This is a genomic window from Streptomyces sp. SID14478, assembly GCF_010548525.1.
In the GTDB taxonomy this organism is placed as follows: Bacteria; Actinomycetota; Actinomycetes; order Streptomycetales; family Streptomycetaceae; genus Streptomyces.
Window position 1 is genome coordinate 71,207 of sequence record NZ_JAAGMG010000627.1, and the last position, 17,406, is coordinate 88,612.

Sequence of the window (17,406 nt, forward strand, 5' to 3'; positions counted from 1 at the left end):
TCCGGCCGCGGCGGGCCGTCACGTCCTCGACGGCGAGCTGCCCCGCCAGGCCGGCGCGCGACAGTTGGGCGGAGCGACCGTCAAGTAGGCGTGCTGTTCGACAAGCGCTCTGTCATCTCGTGTGCTTCCGCCGTCCTCCCCTGTCCTCGGTACAACTCTCTTGCCGTTTTCCAGGCCTGGCGTGCTGCTTCGTCCTCGCCGGCTTCGGCGTGGGTGTCTGCCAGGGACGCCCATGTGTCTGCGGCGCGGTTGGCGTTGCCGATCAACTGGAAGTGGCTGAGGGCCTGTTGGTAGGCGTCGACCGCGCGGTCTGTACGGCCGGTGCGGCGGGCGATGTAGGCGAGCGTGTCCCACGTGGCCGCTTGGCCTTCCCCGTCCCCATGGGCCTGGAGCAGGGGCAGCGCCTGGAGACAGTGGGTCTCGCCGCTGGTGTAGCGGCCGAGTCGTGCCAGTGCCCAGCCGGTGCCGTTGAGGGTGTTCGACTCGCCTACCTTGTCGCCGAGTTCGCGGTATCCCGCCAGGGCTTGTGTGAAGTGCGGCAAGGCGTGCTCGTAGGCATTGATGCGGACGTGGACCTCGGCGAGCGAGTGGTGCGTACGGGTCAGGCCCGGGGCGTCGCCGTCGGCGCGGAAGTGGTGGAGGGTCTCGTCAAGGTGGGGCAGGGCTTCGGTGTAGCGCCCGGCCTGTGCCAGTGCGATGCCGAGCCGCTGGCGGGTGTGTGCCGCAAGTGAAGCATCGCCAAGGGCCGTGGCCGCCCGCAGCGCCGTCGACCAGGCCCTGATGCTCTCCTCGAACAGTCCGCGGCGCCAGCGATAGGTGTGCAGCGCCCAGGTCAGTCGGCATAACTCCAGGTGCATGCCGCGCTGTTCGGCGAGCGCGGTGATGTCGTTGAGGCAGACGTACTCGGCGTCGAACCAGGCCAGCGCGGCCTGCACGTCGGCGAAAGCGAGAGGGGCGGGCCCCGGGTCGTCGAGCGCGGGCGGGTCCTGTGCGGTGCGATGCGGCTCCAGCGTCCGGTGTGCTGCTCGCGCCGTACGTACGTAGAAGCCGACGAGGCGATGGGTATGGCGGTCGCGTTCCTCGACGCTCAGCGCCGCTGCCTGTTCCTCGGCGTAGAGGCGGACCAAATCGTGCATCTGGTGGCGTCCCGGCCGGTGCTGTCGGACCAGGCAGGCCTCTTCCAGGACGCGCAGGAGCCGTCGGGTCCGTGTCGGGTCGGCGTCGATGAGGTGGGCGAGGGCGGCGAGCGACACGTCCTGGTGCGGAACCAGGCCCAACAGCGTGAAGAACGCGGCCGGTTCGGCGTCCAGTGCGGCGTGCGACGCGGCGAACAGGACGCGGAGGCTGGCGGAGACATCACCCGCGTCCAGTACGTCCAGACGGGTCCTCGGGTTGCGCAGGTCCTGGGCGAGCTGGGCGAGCGTGGCGCCTGGCAGACCGTCCGCGTGCGCGGCCGCGATGTCGAGGGCGAGCGGCAGCCCGGCGCACCAGTGGACGATATCGCGCAGCGCTGGATCGGTCGCGGCCCGGTCCTTGCCCACCCGACGGGCGAAGAGCCGTGACGACTCCGCGGCGGGCAGCACACCCAGATCGACGATCTCCGCACTGGCCCGCACCTTGAGACTGCTCAACCGGTTTCTGCTGGTCACGAGGGTTCTACAGGTGGATGTTCCGGGAAGCAGCGGCATGACCTGCGTAGTGTCGCGGGCGTTGTCGAGCACCACCAGGAAACGGCGGCCGGCCATCAGCGTGCGGTACAGCGCCGCGCGGCCTTCCGTGTCCGCGGGCAGCTCGCTCTCGGCCGCGCCCAACGCCATGAGGAACAGATGCAGGATGTCGCCGGGATCTGCGGGCCGGGCACGGGGGTTGAAGCCGTTCATCTGGGCGTAGAGCTGGCCGTCGGGGAACTCGTCGACGTGCTGGTGCGCCCAGCGCAGCGCGAGCCACGACTTGCCGACCCCCGCCATCCCCGCGATCACGCTGACGTCCGCAGCCACGCGGTCCGCATGGCCTTCGCGCGCGTCGAGGAGGCGCAGAGCGTCCCCCCGGCCCACGAACCCCAAGGGGCTGATGGGGAGTTGGCGAGGTGTGCGGTGGTGGGATTCCGCCGGCGCCGGTGCGGCCAGCGCGTCGTCGGAGACGAGGATCTGCCGGTGGAGTTCACGCAGCCGGTGGCCGGGGTCGGCGCCCAGCTGTTCCACGAGTCGCTGCCGCAGTCCTGCGTACGCGGTGAGGGCGGCGGCCTGCTGTCCCGTGCGGTAGAGAGCCAGCATGTGCAGGCGTGCTACCTGCTCGTCGAGGGGTTCCTCGGCGGCCAGCTCAGTGAGGGATTGGACGACGTCGGCATGCCGGCCCTGTCGCAGCAGCAACTCGTAGTGGTCGAGGCGGGCACGACGGTGTTCCTCGCTCAGCGTGCGACGGTACGCGTCCAGCCACTCGGAGCGCAGCCCCGCGAACGGCTCGCCCCGCCACAGCGCCAGTGCTCGACCGTACGCGGCCTCGGCCTCCTGCAGGTCGCTCGCGCCGCGGGCCTGTTCGACCAGGGAGCGAAAGCGGAAGAGGTCCACGGCTTCCGCGTCGGCCCGCAATACGTATCCCGCCGAGGTCCGGACGATGTCCCACCGCTGCGCGTCGCCGGGGCCCGCACGCAAGGTGCGCAGCCGCGACACGTAGCTGTAGAGCGAGGCCATCGCGCGGGACGGGGCGTCGTCGCCCCACACGCGCGCGACGAGCGTCTGTGCGGACACCGGGCGGTTGACGTCGAGGAGGAGCAGGGCGAGAACGCAGCGCTGGCGCGGTGATCCAGGGGTGAAATCGACCCCCCGGGAGCGAATGGTCACCTCGCCGAGGAGAGTGAAGTCGATGCCGATGCCGATGCCGCTACTCATACCGGTCCCTCGTTCTGACGCGGTCCGCCAGGCCCGGGCCGACCTGTCCGACGCCGGCTCCGATGTCGGTCTGTGCGCCCCTGCAAGAAAATAGCAAGGTTCTTCCAGGGCGCGTACCGGACGCTGTGGGTGACCAGCACGTACCGCAAGGGGAAGGAACCTCATCGTGCCCCACCACGACGTACTGCTACGCGGACTGCTCGGCGTCACCGCCGCCGCGGCCCTTCTGGCGGCCGGGACGACGAGCGCCACGGCGCACAGCGCGCCCTCGGCCCACCCGGTCGCCGCACCGGCGAAGACGCTCGGCGCGCAGTCCTCCGCCGGTCACTATCTGGTGGACGGCGCCCGGATCCACACTCAGCCCAGCACCGGTTCCACCACGGTCGGTTACGGCTACACCAGCCACGATGTCACCGTCCAATGCCGACGGGTCGTCGCTGGTCAGGAGTGGTTCCACCACACCGACACCACCACCGGCGTGACCGGCTGGGGCCGGTGGGACGTCGTCGTTCCGTACATCGCTGTCGGCGACTGCTGACCCTGCCTCGGGAGAACCATGAACTTGCAGCTCTCTCACCGTTCCTCTTTCCGTCCCTACGCCGGTGCCGTCGCCGTCCTCGGCGCCACGGCCGCGCTGCTGATGTCCGCACCGGGCGCGGGCGCCGTCGAATCGGCTCCTGCCTCGCACAGCACCGCCCCGCGTACCACCGCCGCCTCCGCTCCGGGTGACTACCTGGGTACCGGGGTGCGGATCCGGGCCCAGGCCAACGGCGCGTCCACGATCAAGGGCCTCGGCTACGCGGGGCAGGGCGCGACCGTCTACTGCTGGCAGGACGGCCCCGCCGCCAACCCCAGCCTGACCATCAGCTGGTACTACCACCGCAATAACGCCACCGGGGTCACCGGTTGGTCGAGCTGGGACGTCTTCCGACCCTCCGGCGAGGTGCCGCACTGCTGACCCGACGCACAGCCGCGTCCGGCTCTTCTCCCACGGGGGTGGCGGAGGGCCGGACGCGGCCGTCGTGCAACGCTCGCTCGTGGCGCCGTCTTGCACTGTCGTGCGCCGCCATCCATCGGCCGCCTGCCGTACCAATGACGCACGGGTCCAGGCGGGCGGTTGCGCTGCGCCGGTGCAATCGGGCCCGTTGCGCCATCACCCCCGTCCGGAGGAAAGTGCAGAGCGGCCGGGGGGGCATAAGAACGCGGAGGGTGCGTCGCGGGCAGGTTCCATGTTGGCGCGGTGAAGCCGGCGTCCGTGCCACCCGCCTCGGCGGATTGGGGGCGGGCCAACTTCATGCCCCGCCCCGATCCCGAGTTCTCCAGGCCCATGTCGGCGGTCGGCACGTTCATGCGGGATCATGTTTCACCGCGCGCGCCGCACCGGCCGGCGGAGCGCCGGTGGCGGCCTGGCCGGTACTCGATCTGGGGGTTTCCTCCTCTTTTCAGGCATAGTTGGTGGGATTCGGGAATCCTGGCGAGGCACGTCTGACAGCCACTGCAAGGAGACCCAAGTGCGCCGCCCGACCCGGAAAGCTTTCGCCGCCCTCATGGCCGCAGCCAGCCTCGCCCTCCCCCTCCTCACCTCCACACCCGCCTCGGCTGCCACCACCAGCCGCCTCGCGAACTACCGCTACGGTGACTGCCTGCGCGAGGACTCCGAGACCGGCCTCCAGGGTGACCGCTGCACCACCGGACGCGGCAGCCTCCTGTGGCAGTGGAACGGGCGCCTCAACACCAGCACCACTTTGAAGAACAACTTCTGGGGCCGCTGCCTGGACAGCAATGACCGGGGCGACGTCTACCCCCTGCGCTGCAACGGCGGCTCGTACCAGAAGTGGCGCACTGTCCAGCCCGCTGCGCGCAGCGCCATCATGCTCCAAAGCGTCGGCACCGGCCGCTGCCTCTACCAGCAGGACGACGGCTACTACCGCACTGCCCGCTGTGACCGAGGAACCCAGAACCAGCGCTTCACCATCGGCTGAGCGGATCTCTCGGCCGCTTCGAGATGCCGCCAGGCAAGCAGCACTTCTCTTGTGTGCTCTTTGGAGGCCGGTGTTCACAGCACCGGTCGGGAAGGCACGCCCGTGCTCAGCGTAGTCAACGACGACGGCAGCATCGCCAACAGGTCCGCTTTGATCGACGAGGTCGTCCGGGAGGGGCGACGCGGATGCTCACGGCGGCCCTGTAGGCCGAAGTCAACGCCTAACTAGCCGAGTTCGCCGACCAACGGGACGCGACGGCTCGGCGGCTCGTGGTCCGCAACGGCTACCACCGGCCCAGGAGGGTCACTACCGCGGCCAGGGTGGTCGTCGAGGTGAAGGCGCCGCGGGTGAACGACAAACGCGTCGACCAGGCCAGAGGCGAGCACAAGCGGTTCACCTCGGCAATCCTGCCGCCCTGGTGCCGCAAGTCCCCGACGGTCAGTGAGGTGCTGCCACTGCTCTACCTGCACGGCCTGTCCTCGGGCGGCTTCGTCTCGGCACCGGAGCAGTTCCTCGGCTCGGCGGCAGGGCTTCCCCCGCGACGGTCACCCGGCTGACTCAGCAGTGGCAGGCCCACCATGCCGCGTTCATGGACCGCGACCTCGCGGAGGTCGACTACGCGAGCCCCGAATGTACGCGAATGCCGAGGGGCACCTGAAGTCCAACCCGCATGAAACGTCAGGAAGTCAACCAGGTTGGATAACTGCATGGCGAGACGGAAGCGGGAGAAGAAGAGGCGTCCGCCCTTCGGCATGCCGAAGGGCATCGTCCTGCTGGCGACATCGGAAGGCTGGCGCCACAGTGTCCTCACCGTGGACGGCGAGATGCACTGCGGGCGCCTCACCGACGTTCCGGTCAACGCCGTCCCAGCCGAGGCACGGGCCGCCGCTGCGGCCATGGTGGTGGGACTCGCGCACGACTTCCACCAAGCGCGCGTCGACGTGATCTGGGATCTGCCCCAGGACTCCGGGTCCTGGACCGCTCAGGTCACCGTTGCCGCGTCCCCGCCGAACGCCTTCGGTTAGCGGGACGCCAGGCTGCACTATGGCGCCGGCGAGCGGAAGGCTGCGATCCACACGCCTCGTTCCGGCCCTCGCGGCACCCTCGAGGTATGGCGAGCGCCGCATTGGTCGTGCACACGCCGTCGCGTTCCGGCGGTCGGCTAATGACTGCTAACGACTGCGCGGGGACAATCCTCGGCCTCGCACGCTCCGACCGGGATGTCGTGGAGTTCCTGCGGCAAGCCGGGCTGGAAGATGCGGAAGGGCTGCTTGATGCCCCGGCGTGGGTGACGTGGCGGGGTGGATGCGCCCACCATTACGAGGCTGCCTGCCTGCGGCAGTCGGCCTACTCGCGCGCCCCCTGCGCTGCCGGACGCTGAGGCGGTGGGGTAACCCGTCACTGTCGCGCTCGCACTCGCCGTATGAGTTCCGCCATGGGCCGCCCCCTGCTCCGGGTGCACGGACCGGTTGTTACCGTGCACCCGTGCCTCACTCCTCACGCGACACTCCAGAAGGCGCCGGCTGGGGCGACTCCCAACTCGGCACGTACAGAAGGCTGATGCCTGCACGGGTGAAGAAGCTCTCGTGGCTGGATCCGAGGACTCTGTGGCCCGCCCGCAACGGCGTTCTCGCCTCCTGGTTCGGGGACCCGACGGGCCAGACCCGCAGTCGCTGGGTGAAGCAGGCCGTGGCCGCGGGCGCGCCCACCGACGCGATCGTCCGCCGCACGGACGCCGACAACTTCTCATTCATGGTCATCGGTGACACCGGCGAAGGGGACGAACCCCAATACGCCGTAGTTCCAGGCTTCCTGAAGGTCAGTCAGGGAACGGACTTCGCGGTGCTCGCCAGTGACGTGATCTACCCCGTGGGCAGCACCGACGACTACGGCACGAAGTTCTTCCGCCCCTACCGCGACTACCCGGCACCCATCTACGCGATACCGGGCAACCACGACTGGTACGAAGGCCTCCAGGGCTTCATGCGGGTCTTTTGCGAGGCCCCACCACTGGCGCCCGAGGCGCAGCCGCGCCCCCTGACACGGGCCTGGTTCCGGTCGCTGCTCTGGCACTCTCCGGGCAGGACGGACGAGCAACGTCTCACCGAGGCACGGGCGTTGCGTTCGGAGTCGTCCCAACAGGCCGTCCAGCCGGGCCCGTACTGGGCCATCGACGCCGGGCCGGTGCGGATCATAGGCATCGACACGGGTCTGCTGGGCACGATCGACGCCGAACAGGGGCGCTGGCTCCGCGAGGTGTCGCGCGGCGACCGGCCCAAGATACTGGTGACCGGGTCCCCGCTCTACGTTGACGGCGAGCACCACCCGTGCGCCATCGAGGGCGGCGGCACAGTGGACGCCATAGTGCGTGACCCGGACCACCACTACGTCGCGGCGATCGGCGGCGACATCCACAACTACCAACGGTATCCGGTACGGGTGGACGGCGGGCGCACGATCCAGTACGTCGTCGCCGGTGGCGGCGGAGCGTTCATGCACGCCACGCACACCGTCCCGCGGGTCTCCGTCGCCAACGTCACGGAGGACGAGTTCCGCTGCTATCCGCTGCGCGGCGACTCGCTGGCTTTCTACAGCAGGCTGTACGGCCGCCGGCTGCGCATGACCCGTCTCTTCACGCTGACCGAGGCCGAGGCCATGGCGGTGATCGCCGAACGGCTCGGCGTCCCGCCGATCCGCGCGCAGGGGGGACCCGTTCGCGTCACCCGGCGTATCCGCCTGGTCGCCAGTCTCCTCGGCGCCGGCCGCCGCGCCGACCGCAACACGCTGCTCCGACTCCCGGTGCGCAAGGCCTACACACAGCTTTTCTCGCCGGGTTCGGCTACGTACAGCCCCCCGTTCTTCAAATGTTTCCTGCGGCTGGACGTCACGCCGGCCTCGGTCCGTCTGCGCTGCCACTCGGCGACCGGGACACTCGACCACGAAATCGATCCCCCGGTCGAGGACGAGGTGACCATCCCACTGTCCTGACGCCGTGCGCGGCGCGGGTCCGGTCACGGCAACAGGAGTGTTGCCCTCTTCGACCTGGCAAGCACATTTCCACCGCACCACGGACACCCCACTGTGGGCTGGAGCGCCGGACGCACGCCGGCACTGGCCCTGCCTCTGACCATCGGCAACGACATCGTCAGGCGGGATACTTGCCTGATGGACACGGTGAGGACTCCCTGGGTCAACACGACGCATGACTGGTCCGGCTTCATTGATGCGGATCATCTGGCGTATATCCGACAGCATCCTGCGGAGTTCGCTCCGGAGGGGCCTTGGCATCTCGTCCTTGAGGTACTTGCCTACGCCGCCGACGAAGCGTCAGCCAACGGCAGGGGGCGCTGCGTCGTCGTTCTCCATCCCGACGGTTCCCTGTCTGCCCGAGACAGTGGGCGGGGCACGGACACTCGTGTGGACAAGCACGGCCGGAGCGTGAAGAAGCCGGTCATGGCCACGAAGGACCTCCGGTTCTTCGATTTCCCACAGGCTGAGGTGCTGCCCGACGGTCATCCTCGGCGCGGCATGTCCGTCGTCGCGGCGCTCAGCGAGTGGCTCGTGCACACCAATCGTCGCCACAACGGGGCCTGGACCCAACGATACGAACACGGCATCCCCGTCACCGATCTCGAGCCCGTCGAGGACGACGGCACGACCGGGACACTGGTCCATTTCAGAGCGGATGCCTCGTTGTGCTCGGTGAGCGCGCCAGCGGTCGGCGATCTCTCGCGCCTGGCCACGGCCTGGCCGCACCTCGAAACGCGGGTCGACGACCGGCGAACAGCCTGACGAGTTTCCGAGGGACCCCGCGCAGTCCACAGCGACGGCGCCCAGCCACCCGTGACGGCCGGGGGTGGCAGGGCGCCGTTCGTCCGCCCGGAACCCTTCCTGGGCCGGTGCCGTCGCATGTACCCCGTGAGTAGCCGACGGCGACCGCCGCCATCACCCCGTCAACCTGCCCCGCCCGGCCAGCGCCCCCATCCGAACGCAGGTACGTGACGACCACGCCCGTGGGACCTACCCGGCACCAGTCGATCCTGAGCTCCTACTGCCGTGCGGCGGCACGGACAACGGCGAAACCCTGTTCTGGATCATGAACCCCAGGAACGACATCGCGGCGTGGAGGATCGCCGTCAACGAGGCCCGCGGACCCCGCTGGTGCGTTCGACGGCACCCTCACCCAATTCCTGTTCTCCCTCCTCAGCGGCACCACTTCCGTCCCGCAGTTGCCCAAGCCCCTGCTCCAGAGCGGGATCGGCTTCGAGGCGACCCGCCAGGACCGGCTGACCCCGCCACTGCACCCCGACGGCCCTCCCCTTCACACGACATTCGCGCCTGGGCGTGCACGAACGGCTTCACCGTGCCCACGCGCGGCCGCATCCCCACCGAGATTCGCCAAGCACGGGAGCAGGCACGGTAGGGAAATTAGCCACGGTGAACCCGCAGAACTGCACCTGATAGGGACTTGCGGTTCGTCGATCAGAAACCAGTGAGCCGCTCGAAGCCTGCTCGCCTTCTTGGCGATCCCAACCGCCTTCAGCGCCGGGTTCGGTACACGCGAGCTGCCGGTCTGGTTCCTCGCACTGTGCACCACTGTCTTCCTCTCGATCCGCCACCACCTGAGAAGGACGAAAACGCAGTAGGTACTCTCCGAGCCCGCGCTGCGACATCCCCCGCCCACGCCGGCCGCCATCTCCCTTGCCGGGCCTTCAACTTCCCGTCCCTGCGCCTCTGCTGGCTGCCCGCTCCCCAGGTGTATGCGGCACGGAGACCTGCGCGATCCGAGCGCCCGCAGGCGTCCGGAGCCCGGTCGGTCGCCGGAATGCGGGCCTGTGATCCTCGGGCCGCCTACAGGCCGAGCCAGCCGAACAGACGCGGGTGCTGGGTTTCCGCTCCGCAAGGGTCGTTGCTGCCGGAACCGAACAGGCTGGAGCCGGAGTCCGCACTGGGCAAGGACCCTTCACTCGGCACGTACTTGCCCTCGTACTGCACATCGCCGGACCCCTTGACAGCGTCGGGCGAGTCGTAGGTGGACCCATAGGGATCGGACGAAAGAGTCAGTCCAGTGTCCGCGCACGCGCCACCGACCGGTTGTACCGCCCACCAGGCGAAAGCACACAGAGCCGCGACGGCGGAGAAAGCTGCGAGCCGACGGCGACGGGTCGATATGAGAGGCGAGGTCACCCTGGGATAGTACGGACCGGAAACCTGCTGCCGGTTTCCGGGGCGGCTGGACGAACCGCCCGACGTCGGGGCGAGGCATTGGACCATGCCCAGGCAGTTCCACCCTGAGGGCAGCACGGGTTGACGCAGCGCATCGGTGTCGAGTCCGTCGAGGATGCCGAGAACGTGGCGGCGCTGCCCGTACAGGAAGGACAGCAGTGCCTGGATCTCGGTGGCTGGAGAGGTGGTCACTGGACGACCTCCCGGATGTGGCTGTTGGAGTCGGGGAAGCCTGTGGTCCCTTGAGCGTTACGCAGTCCAGGCGTGGCGGCTCCCGCGGTGAGTGACCGACCGCGGATCGCACGGCGGGGGTCCTGGCCGACAAAACGTCTTCGTCCTGGGTGATCCGCAGTCACCTGCGACGACGTGGCGACGCGGAAGGACGAAGGGAGGCGCTGCTGCGCGTGGTCGCCGAGTCCGTGTGGTCCGGAGTCGGACCGGCATCGCGACGATGTCGTCCATCTGCCGTGTTCATCGGCATTCTGGGTACGCGGCGACAGCACCCTGAAAAACTCTTCTGCTTCTGGAGATCCATGTCGCTCAGAAACCTTCCTCTCCGGCGGCGACTTCGTCGTACCGCCCGGGACGTATTCGGCTGGAAGCAGTTGAGGGCCCCGCAGATCGACGCGATGAGCGCCGTGATGACAGGGCAGGACACCATCGTCGTGATGCCCACCGGAGCCGGGAAGTCGGCCGTCTATCAAGTGCCGGGCGTTCTCCTCGACGGCCCCACCGTGGTCGTCTCCCCCCTCATCGCCCTGCAGCGCGACCAAGTGGCCTCGCTCACCGGGGCCCGGGGGCGGCCGGACGCGAAGGCCGTCAACTCCGCGCAGGGCAAGCGGGCCAACGCGGTGGCCTGGGAGCGGGTACGCGAAGGCGCCTTGGACTTCCTGTTCGTCTCCCCGGAACAGCTGGCCAAGAACGACGTCGTCGCCGAGATCGCCGCGGCGCGCCCCGCGCTGGTGGTCGTCGACGAGGCCCAGTGCGTCTCGACCTGGGGCTACGACTTCCGACCGGACTACCTGTCCCTGGGCCAGGCACGCGAACGGATCGGTCGCCCACCCCTGCTGGCCCTGACGGCGAGCGCCGCGGCGCCGGTCCGTGCCGACATCATCGAGCGGCTCGGCATGCGGGAACCCCACCAGGTGATCGCGGGCTTCGACCGCCCCAACATCGAGTTGGAGGTCGTCCGTCATCAAGAGGGCAGCGCGAAGCGCCGCTGGGTCGTGGAACGCGCGGCAGCCGAGGCGAAACCCGGAATCGTCTACGTCGGCACGCGGCGCGAGGCGGAGCAGTACGCCGAGGAACTGTCCGACCTCGGTTTCGACAGCGCCGCGTACCACGCCGGGCTCCAGACCGCCGAACGCACCCGGACCCACGAGCGTTTCCGCGACGGCACGCTGGACGTCGTCGTGGCCACCTCCGCCTTCGGGATGGGCATCGACAAGGCGGACATCCGCTTCGTGCTGCACGCCACGGTCCCCGGCTCCCTTGACGCCTACTACCAGGAGATAGGGCGCGCCGGACGCGACGGAGAACCGGCAGCCGCCATCCTCGCGTACCGGCCCGAAGACTTGTCGTCCCAGCGTTACCGCGCGGGAGGCGAACCCGACGCCGACACCCTCCTGCGCCTGATGGACGCCGTGCGGGCCCATGCCGACGGCGTCACCGGCCCGGTTCTGCACGACGAGCTGGAGATGTCGCAGACGGCGCTGACCTCGCTGGTGCACCTCTTGGAGGAGGCGGGCGGCATACGGTGCGAGGCCGAGGGAGTCATTCACGCGGTGCCCGGCGCCCGGCGCGACACCTGCGCCAAGGAAGCGTTGCGTATCGCCGCCGCCCGGGTGCGACTCGAGCGCTCTCGCCTGGAGATGATGCGGGCGTACGCCGAGACCACCAGCTGCCGACGACGTCATCTTCTGGGCTACTTCGGCGAACTCCTCGGCACCAGCAACTGCGCGAGCTGTGACGTGTGCGCCCCCGTGTCGCCCGAGTCCTTGTCCCGCGAGCAGCATCAGGGCGTGCTCGCAGGCACGGGCGGAACAACGCACCACAGTGAACCGTGCGACGTCGTGTTCCTTCCTGGTACGCGGGTGCGGCACAAGTCCTGGGGAGAGGGCGAGATCATGAGCCAGGAGGGAGATCGCGTCACGGCGCTTTTCGCCAGTGCCGGGTACCGCACCCTGTCGCTCTCGGCTGTCAGTGACCACGGTCTGCTGACGCCCATAGCTGTAGACGGGCAGAAGAAGACAGCCTGAGCCAGGTCCGTCTGGACCATCAGCAGGCGAAGAACCTTCTGGCGTCCTCTTCGGCACAGAAAACGGCTTCTCCAGAAGCAGGTGCTGACGCCCGTGATCCTGGTCGAGGCGCTGACCCAGTCCGACCGGGTCAGCGGCGCCCGCGAAGTCGGCAACAACCCGTGGTTCAGCCAGAAGCACAGGGTTTCGTCGGCCGCGCGCAGTCGTGTCCGCAATCCACGGCGGCCAGGAAGTCGGGCAGACTCCGACCCACGATCTCGAGGCGTCCGGAGGCCCCGTTATCTGGATCGGGCCAATACAGGACGATGCCGGTCGGGGTGACGACGACGCTGTCCCCCATCCAGAGACCGATCCCAGAGCACGGGCCCCCGGAAACGGCGTGGTCGCCCCCGTCCGACGGCGAGCGTCAGGGCGAGGCCGCAGCGCTGTCCACGGTCTCCGGGCACTCGCGCAGCAGCCGCTCGGGCCGGGGCGGCGGCGTAAAACGACATGCAGGATGGTCAGGCAACAGCAGTGCGAGATCCATCCCACATTCCCTGAGTTCCTCATCACCCAGAAGCATCATTCGCCGGCACAGGCGCGAAATGGACAACGTTCAGGGAGGCCACGGACAGGTCGATGGGGCCTTGTTGAAGCAGGTGTCACCGACGCGGATACGTTCGCTCTCGCCGGTGGAGCCGTATCGGCCCGTGGAGGACTCACCCCCGACGCCCGCCCCGCAACTCCAGCCGCTCCCCCACGAACCGCTCTCGGAAGCCCCGGTCGTGCGAGACCACGATCACCGCGCCCGGGTACTCGCCGAGCGCTGTCTCCAGGTCCTCGACGAGGTCGAGCGCGATGTGGTTCGTCGGCTCGTCCAGGACGAGCAGGTCCGAGGGACGGGTCACCAGCAGCGCGATCTGCAGCCGCCGCTGCTGCCCCGCGGACAGGGCCGCCACCGGAACCCACAGGTCCTCCTCGCGGAACAGGCCGAGGGAGAGCAGCTGTTCCGCATGCTCGTCCGGCAGCCCGGGCCGTCCGGCCGCGAAGGCCGCCAGGAGCGGGAGCCGGGCGATGTGCACCGGCAGCTCCTGTGCCAGGTATCCGATGTGCTCCGAGCGACGGACCGTACCCGCGTCGGGCTCCAAGTCGCCCGCGAGGACGCGCAGAAGAGTCGTCTTGCCGGCCCCGTTCTCGCCCGTGACCAGCAGCCGCCGCCCGGGCATGACGGTCAACTGGCCCTCCAGATGGAGCCGTTCGCCGACTCGCACGTCATCGAGGCACACCAACGCGCGATCAACGGCGCCCCCGGCCGCCGCAGGCAACGGCGCGGCGAACCGCAGCGGCACCGGCGGCGCCGCCACCGGATGGCGTCGCAGCTGCGCGAGCCGTTCACGGATCGCCCGCACCTGCCCGCCGAGCTTCGCCTCGTGGGAGCGACGGTGCTTGCCGAAGCCCTGACGCGGATCCTTGCCGGTCCCGCCGAGCCGCCGCCCGGCCGCCTCCAACAGCGCCTCGGTACGGGCGACTTCGTCCAGCCACAGGAGATGGTTCTGCTCCGCACGGTGTCGGGCGGAGGCCTTCGCCGTGCGGTAGCCGGCCCAACCGTCACCGTACCGGCGTACGGCGCGCGTATCGCGGTCCACCTCCAGGATCGTGGTGGCGATGCGCTCCAGGAAGCCGCGGTCGTGGGTGACCGCGATAACGGTGCCGCGGTGAGCGCGCAGCTGATCCTCCAGCCAGCGCACGGCTGTCACGTCGAGGTGGTTCGTGGGTTCGTCGAGGAGCAGCAGCTCGGGGGCGGCGGCGAGGACGCAGGCGAGCGCGAGCCGCGACTGCTCGCCGCCGGAAAGCGAGCCGAGCACGCGCTCGCGAGTGATCCCTGAGAGTCCGAGCCCGTGCATCGCCGCGTCGAAACGGGAGTCCGCCTCGTAGGCGGTCAACAGCTCGCCGTACGCTGCGAGTTCCACCTCGGTCGCGTCTCCGAGCAGCTCCTCCGCCGTCCGTAGCTCGCGCTCCATGGCGCGCAGTTCGGCGAGCGCAAGGTCGACGGCATCCTGGACGCTGCAGTCCGGGTCCAGGTCGAGGGTCTGGGCGAGGTGGCCGACCCTGCCGGGGAAGGCGACGGTGAGTTCGCCGGAGTCGGGCGTCTCGGCCCCGGCGAGCAGCCGCAGCAGGGTGGACTTGCCGGAGCCGTTCTCTCCGATCACGGCAGCCCTCTCGCCGGGCCGGATCGTGAACGTGACCTGCTCGAGGACACTCCGGGTGCCGTACGACTTCGTGACGTCCTTGACGGACAGCTGCGCCACGGCAGCGGGCATGACGGCGGGAACGCGTTCGCGCATGATTCTTCCCTGGGATACGAGGGGTCTACGGGCAGTAGAAACGGCGACGTGGGCCGCGCCCGGACTCAGAGAAAGAAGTAAAGACGCATGCCGCCACTATACAAGACGATCCGTCTCGTCTCAGCCCTGTTCCGCCACGATCGTCAGTGGCCTGGGGCGGCTCCTAGGTGAACGGGCCGCATGACCGCTCACGACATGGCCCGCCCGGCCAACGCAGGGCCTCAGGCGCATCGGCCAGGGCATCCGGGCCAAGCACCGCTCGCTCGAAGAGATCTCGCCTCCGAGCCCGACCATCCAGAGGCCGAAATAGTCGACGTCGTCGTCAGAACACCAGCCGCCGAATGTCCGCCAGGCGCAACCTGCAAGAATCGCGCCGTGCGCGAACGTAAGCTGTCCGATGTCGAGTACGCCTTCGTGCTCAATGCGAGCGAGATAGACATTCTTCCTGGAGTCCGGGGCGACCTGCCGGAACCCTTGGCGTCCGGGCCGGCCACGGACTTGGCACCCATCCTCCTGTCCCTCGTTGATCGCGGGACGGTTGAGGTCCGCCGCTATATCCCGTGGACCGCACCGGATGGGGCGGCCGGCTGCCAGCCGGGCCCGCCGATCCCGCGGGCGGACCTCCCCGCAGTACTTGCTGGAGCCGAGGAGTGGGAGTACCCGGACGATTTCGAGTGGCTGGGCAGGCTGACACTGGTACGCACCGAAAGCTAGCGATCAGGCCGGTAGCCTGCGCGACGCGTGCCATTGAGGAAGCTGGGTCCCTTCCACCAAGCGTCCGAAATGAGCGCCGAGGACTGTGAGTCGAGGGCCGGTATCGCGGGAATCCGGGACCCTGGGGCCGTTTGCATGGGGCCTGCTTCTACCCTGGACGTCGTGCAAGCCGCGTACGGCACGCGGATCATCAACATCACACGGGGGATCATCAGTGGCGGACATCAAGGCGAACCGACGACGCTTGCGCTCGGGGACTGTTGTGCTCGGTGGTGTGGGGCTGCTTGCGGCCACGCTCACCGCTTGCGACTCCGACCCGGACAAGCGCTGCGTGGATCGTGACAGCTACACGGCGGCCAAGGGCTACAAGGTCGTTGACGACAAGTACTGCAAGAGCGGGTCGTCGAGCGGGCACGTCGGCTGGTACTACGGTGGCTCGAAGAGCGGCAGCCGGGTCGGTGGCGGCTCGTTCGGCAAGTCGTCGGGTGGTGGCGATTCCGGCGGATCCGGCGTGTCACGAGGCGGCCTCGGTGGCGGCGAGGGAAGCTCGGGCGGCTGACCATCATGCACAGGCACCTCATCACCCCCCGCCCCGACTGGCAGCGCACGGTCGAGGCGCAAGGTCTCATCTATCCCCTGACCCGGTATCCCGACGACTCGTTGCGGCCGTACTGGGACGAGAGCGCCTACTACGCGTTCTCCCTGCCCGAAGTGGAGGCACTGGAGGAGGTCGTCGAAGAACTTCACGGCATGTGCCTGGCGGCGGCCGCGCACATCGTCGATGCGAACCGCTTCGGCGACCTCGGCCTCACGGACCCGCGCGTGATACACGCGGTCACCGACTCCTGGCGCCGCCGCACTGAACTCCCTTCGCTCTACGGCCGGTTCGACCTGCGTTACGACGGCACGGGGCCTGCGAAGCTCCTTGAGTACAACGCGGACACTCCCACTTCGCTCGTCGAGGCGGCCAGCCCGCAATGGTTCTGGATGGAGGAGTGCTTCCCCGGCGCAGACCAGTGGAACTCCCTCCACGAACGCCTGGTCGCCTCCTGGAAACGGCAGTCTGATCTGCTGCCGCCGGGCAGTCCTGTGCACTTCGCGCATTCCGCCGTCGACGAACTCGGCGAGGATCTCATGACCGTCGCCTATCTCAAGGAGACGGCCGAGCAGGCGGGCCTGGACACCGACTGGATCTCGGTCGAAGAGATCGGCTGGGACAGCCTCTCAGGACGCTTCGTCGACCAGCAACTCCGCTTCATCCGCAGTTGCTTCAAGTTGTATCCCTGGGAATGGCTCACCACCGACACGTTCGCCGGCCATGTCCTGGACACCCTCGACAACGGCGGCGGCACCGGCACCACGATGTGGATCGAGCCGGCCTGGAAAATGCTGCTCAGCAACAAGGCCCTGCTCGCTGTCCTGTGGGAGTTGTATCCAGGGCACCCGAACCTGCTGCCCGCGTACGTCGACGGCCCGCGGGACCTGGTCGACACTGGTTACGTGGCCAAGCCTCTGCTGGGTCGGGAGGGCGCGGGCATCACCGTGCATCCACCCGCGGGCCCCGCCGCGATCCGCGAAGACCCGTGCTGTTACCAGGAGTTGGCTCCCCTGCCCGACTTCGACGGGAATCGTACGGTCCTCGGTGCTTGGGTCGTCGACGGTGAGGCGGCAGGTCTCGGCATCCGAGAGTCCACAGGCCCGATCACGGACGAGTACGCCCGCTTCCTGCCTCACGTCATCCTGTGACCGAGAAGCAGGGAAGCGCACGACGTCGTCGGCAAATGTGCAAGGAGTGCCCTATACCCGAGTACTGCTGATGCTGAGGAGGGGCGGCTACTCCGCGAGCGGGTCCGCGGAGACCCGTCCGGGATCGGCCTTACCCCTGCCGACGCAAAGCGGGGCATGCCCGTCCGGGTTCTGCACAAGGTCGTGAAGGTTCACGCGGACCGCTCCTCGCGCTCGATCAGGGCGCCGTTCTCGAACCGAGAGCGCCGTTGATGCACATGGGAAGCCC

Annotated in this window: 14 protein-coding genes and 1 pseudogene; 12 read left to right on the plus strand and 3 right to left on the minus strand. The window is 68.8% G+C overall.

Features of this window, described 5'->3' with window-relative positions; translation table 11 throughout:
• Positions 1–80: 80 nt before the first annotated feature.
• On the minus strand, positions 81–2,888 hold the full coding sequence (locus G3I40_RS20785) for a BTAD domain-containing putative transcriptional regulator (RefSeq protein WP_203644471.1): 2,808 nt from the start codon (positions 2,886–2,888) through the stop codon (positions 81–83).
• 166 nt (positions 2,889–3,054) lie between these two features.
• Between G3I40_RS20785 and G3I40_RS20790 the strand changes: the two genes are divergently transcribed.
• The 8 genes and pseudogenes from G3I40_RS20790 (at position 3,055) to G3I40_RS20820 (ending at position 8,662) form a co-directional block, all read left to right on the plus strand.
• Entirely contained in the window at positions 3,055–3,426 is a 372-nt protein-coding gene (locus G3I40_RS20790; protein WP_164303629.1) for a hypothetical protein, read from the plus strand.
• Between the two features lie 18 nt (positions 3,427–3,444).
• Positions 3,445–3,846 carry a hypothetical protein gene (locus G3I40_RS20795; protein WP_164303630.1) on the plus strand — a complete coding sequence of 134 codons (402 nt, stop codon included), beginning with the start codon at positions 3,445–3,447 and terminating at the stop codon, positions 3,844–3,846.
• A 553-nt stretch (positions 3,847–4,399) separates the two neighbouring features.
• Positions 4,400–4,870, plus strand: a complete 471-nt coding sequence (locus G3I40_RS20800) for a hypothetical protein (protein ID WP_164303631.1) — start codon at positions 4,400–4,402, stop codon at positions 4,868–4,870.
• A gap of 102 nt (positions 4,871–4,972) precedes the next feature.
• A pseudogene (locus G3I40_RS20805) lies at positions 4,973–5,489 on the plus strand (transposase); the annotation flags it as partial.
• Positions 5,490–5,577: 88 nt separating this feature from the next.
• Positions 5,578–5,895 carry a hypothetical protein gene (locus G3I40_RS20810; protein ID WP_164303578.1) on the plus strand — a complete coding sequence of 106 codons (318 nt, stop codon included), beginning with the start codon at positions 5,578–5,580 and terminating at the stop codon, positions 5,893–5,895.
• 86 nt (positions 5,896–5,981) lie between these two features.
• Positions 5,982–6,251: a hypothetical protein gene (locus G3I40_RS47240; protein WP_239091846.1), complete on the plus strand. Its 270-nt coding sequence runs from the start codon at positions 5,982–5,984 to the stop codon at positions 6,249–6,251.
• A gap of 104 nt (positions 6,252–6,355) precedes the next feature.
• The gene (locus tag G3I40_RS20815) at positions 6,356–7,858 is read left to right on the plus strand and encodes a metallophosphoesterase (protein WP_164303632.1); all 1,503 of its coding nucleotides are present in this window, start codon (positions 6,356–6,358) and stop codon (positions 7,856–7,858) included.
• Positions 7,859–7,951: 93 nt separating this feature from the next.
• Positions 7,952–8,662, plus strand: a complete 711-nt coding sequence (locus G3I40_RS20820) for an ATP-binding protein (RefSeq protein WP_343244974.1) — start codon at positions 7,952–7,954, stop codon at positions 8,660–8,662.
• Positions 8,663–9,721: 1,059 nt separating this feature from the next.
• On the opposite strand, the gene G3I40_RS47245 is transcribed toward G3I40_RS20820, so the two are convergent.
• Positions 9,722–10,288 (minus strand): hypothetical protein, encoded by a 567-nt coding sequence (locus tag G3I40_RS47245; protein WP_343244975.1) that lies wholly within the window; start codon positions 10,286–10,288, stop codon positions 9,722–9,724.
• Positions 10,289–10,629: 341 nt separating this feature from the next.
• On the opposite strand from G3I40_RS47245, the gene G3I40_RS20835 reads away from it, so the two are divergent.
• Complete coding sequence (locus G3I40_RS20835) at positions 10,630–12,354, plus strand: RecQ family ATP-dependent DNA helicase (protein ID WP_164303633.1); 1,725 nt, start codon at positions 10,630–10,632, stop codon at positions 12,352–12,354.
• 698 nt (positions 12,355–13,052) lie between these two features.
• Here G3I40_RS20835 and abc-f read toward each other — a convergent pair.
• Positions 13,053–14,678 (minus strand): ribosomal protection-like ABC-F family protein, encoded by a 1,626-nt coding sequence (gene abc-f / locus G3I40_RS20840; protein WP_239091849.1) that lies wholly within the window; start codon positions 14,676–14,678, stop codon positions 13,053–13,055.
• Positions 14,679–15,053: 375 nt separating this feature from the next.
• Between abc-f and G3I40_RS20845 the strand changes: the two genes are divergently transcribed.
• From G3I40_RS20845 to G3I40_RS20855, 3 genes are all read left to right on the plus strand, one after another.
• On the plus strand, positions 15,054–15,392 hold the full coding sequence (locus G3I40_RS20845) for a hypothetical protein (RefSeq protein ID WP_164303634.1): 339 nt from the start codon (positions 15,054–15,056) through the stop codon (positions 15,390–15,392).
• Positions 15,393–15,615: 223 nt separating this feature from the next.
• Complete coding sequence (locus G3I40_RS20850) at positions 15,616–15,951, plus strand: hypothetical protein (RefSeq protein ID WP_164303658.1); 336 nt, start codon at positions 15,616–15,618, stop codon at positions 15,949–15,951.
• Between the two features lie 5 nt (positions 15,952–15,956).
• On the plus strand, positions 15,957–17,138 hold the full coding sequence (locus G3I40_RS20855; protein WP_164303635.1) for a glutathionylspermidine synthase family protein: 1,182 nt from the start codon (positions 15,957–15,959) through the stop codon (positions 17,136–17,138).
• Positions 17,139–17,406 lie beyond the last annotated feature (268 nt).

Coding starts and splice junctions, on each gene's coding strand:
- G3I40_RS20785 (WP_203644471.1), bottom strand. CDS start 2,888: ATGAGTAGCGGCATCGGCATCGGCATCGACTTCACTCTCCTCGGCGAG.
- G3I40_RS20795 (WP_164303630.1), top strand. CDS start 3,445: ATGAACTTGCAGCTCTCTCACCGTTCCTCTTTCCGTCCCTACGCCGGT.
- G3I40_RS20810 (WP_164303578.1), top strand. CDS start 5,578: ATGGCGAGACGGAAGCGGGAGAAGAAGAGGCGTCCGCCCTTCGGCATG.
- G3I40_RS47240 (WP_239091846.1), top strand. CDS start 5,982: ATGGCGAGCGCCGCATTGGTCGTGCACACGCCGTCGCGTTCCGGCGGT.
- G3I40_RS20835 (WP_164303633.1), top strand. CDS start 10,630: ATGTCGCTCAGAAACCTTCCTCTCCGGCGGCGACTTCGTCGTACCGCC.
- abc-f (WP_239091849.1), bottom strand. CDS start 14,678: ATGCGCGAACGCGTTCCCGCCGTCATGCCCGCTGCCGTGGCGCAGCTG.
- G3I40_RS20855 (WP_164303635.1), top strand. CDS start 15,957: ATGCACAGGCACCTCATCACCCCCCGCCCCGACTGGCAGCGCACGGTC.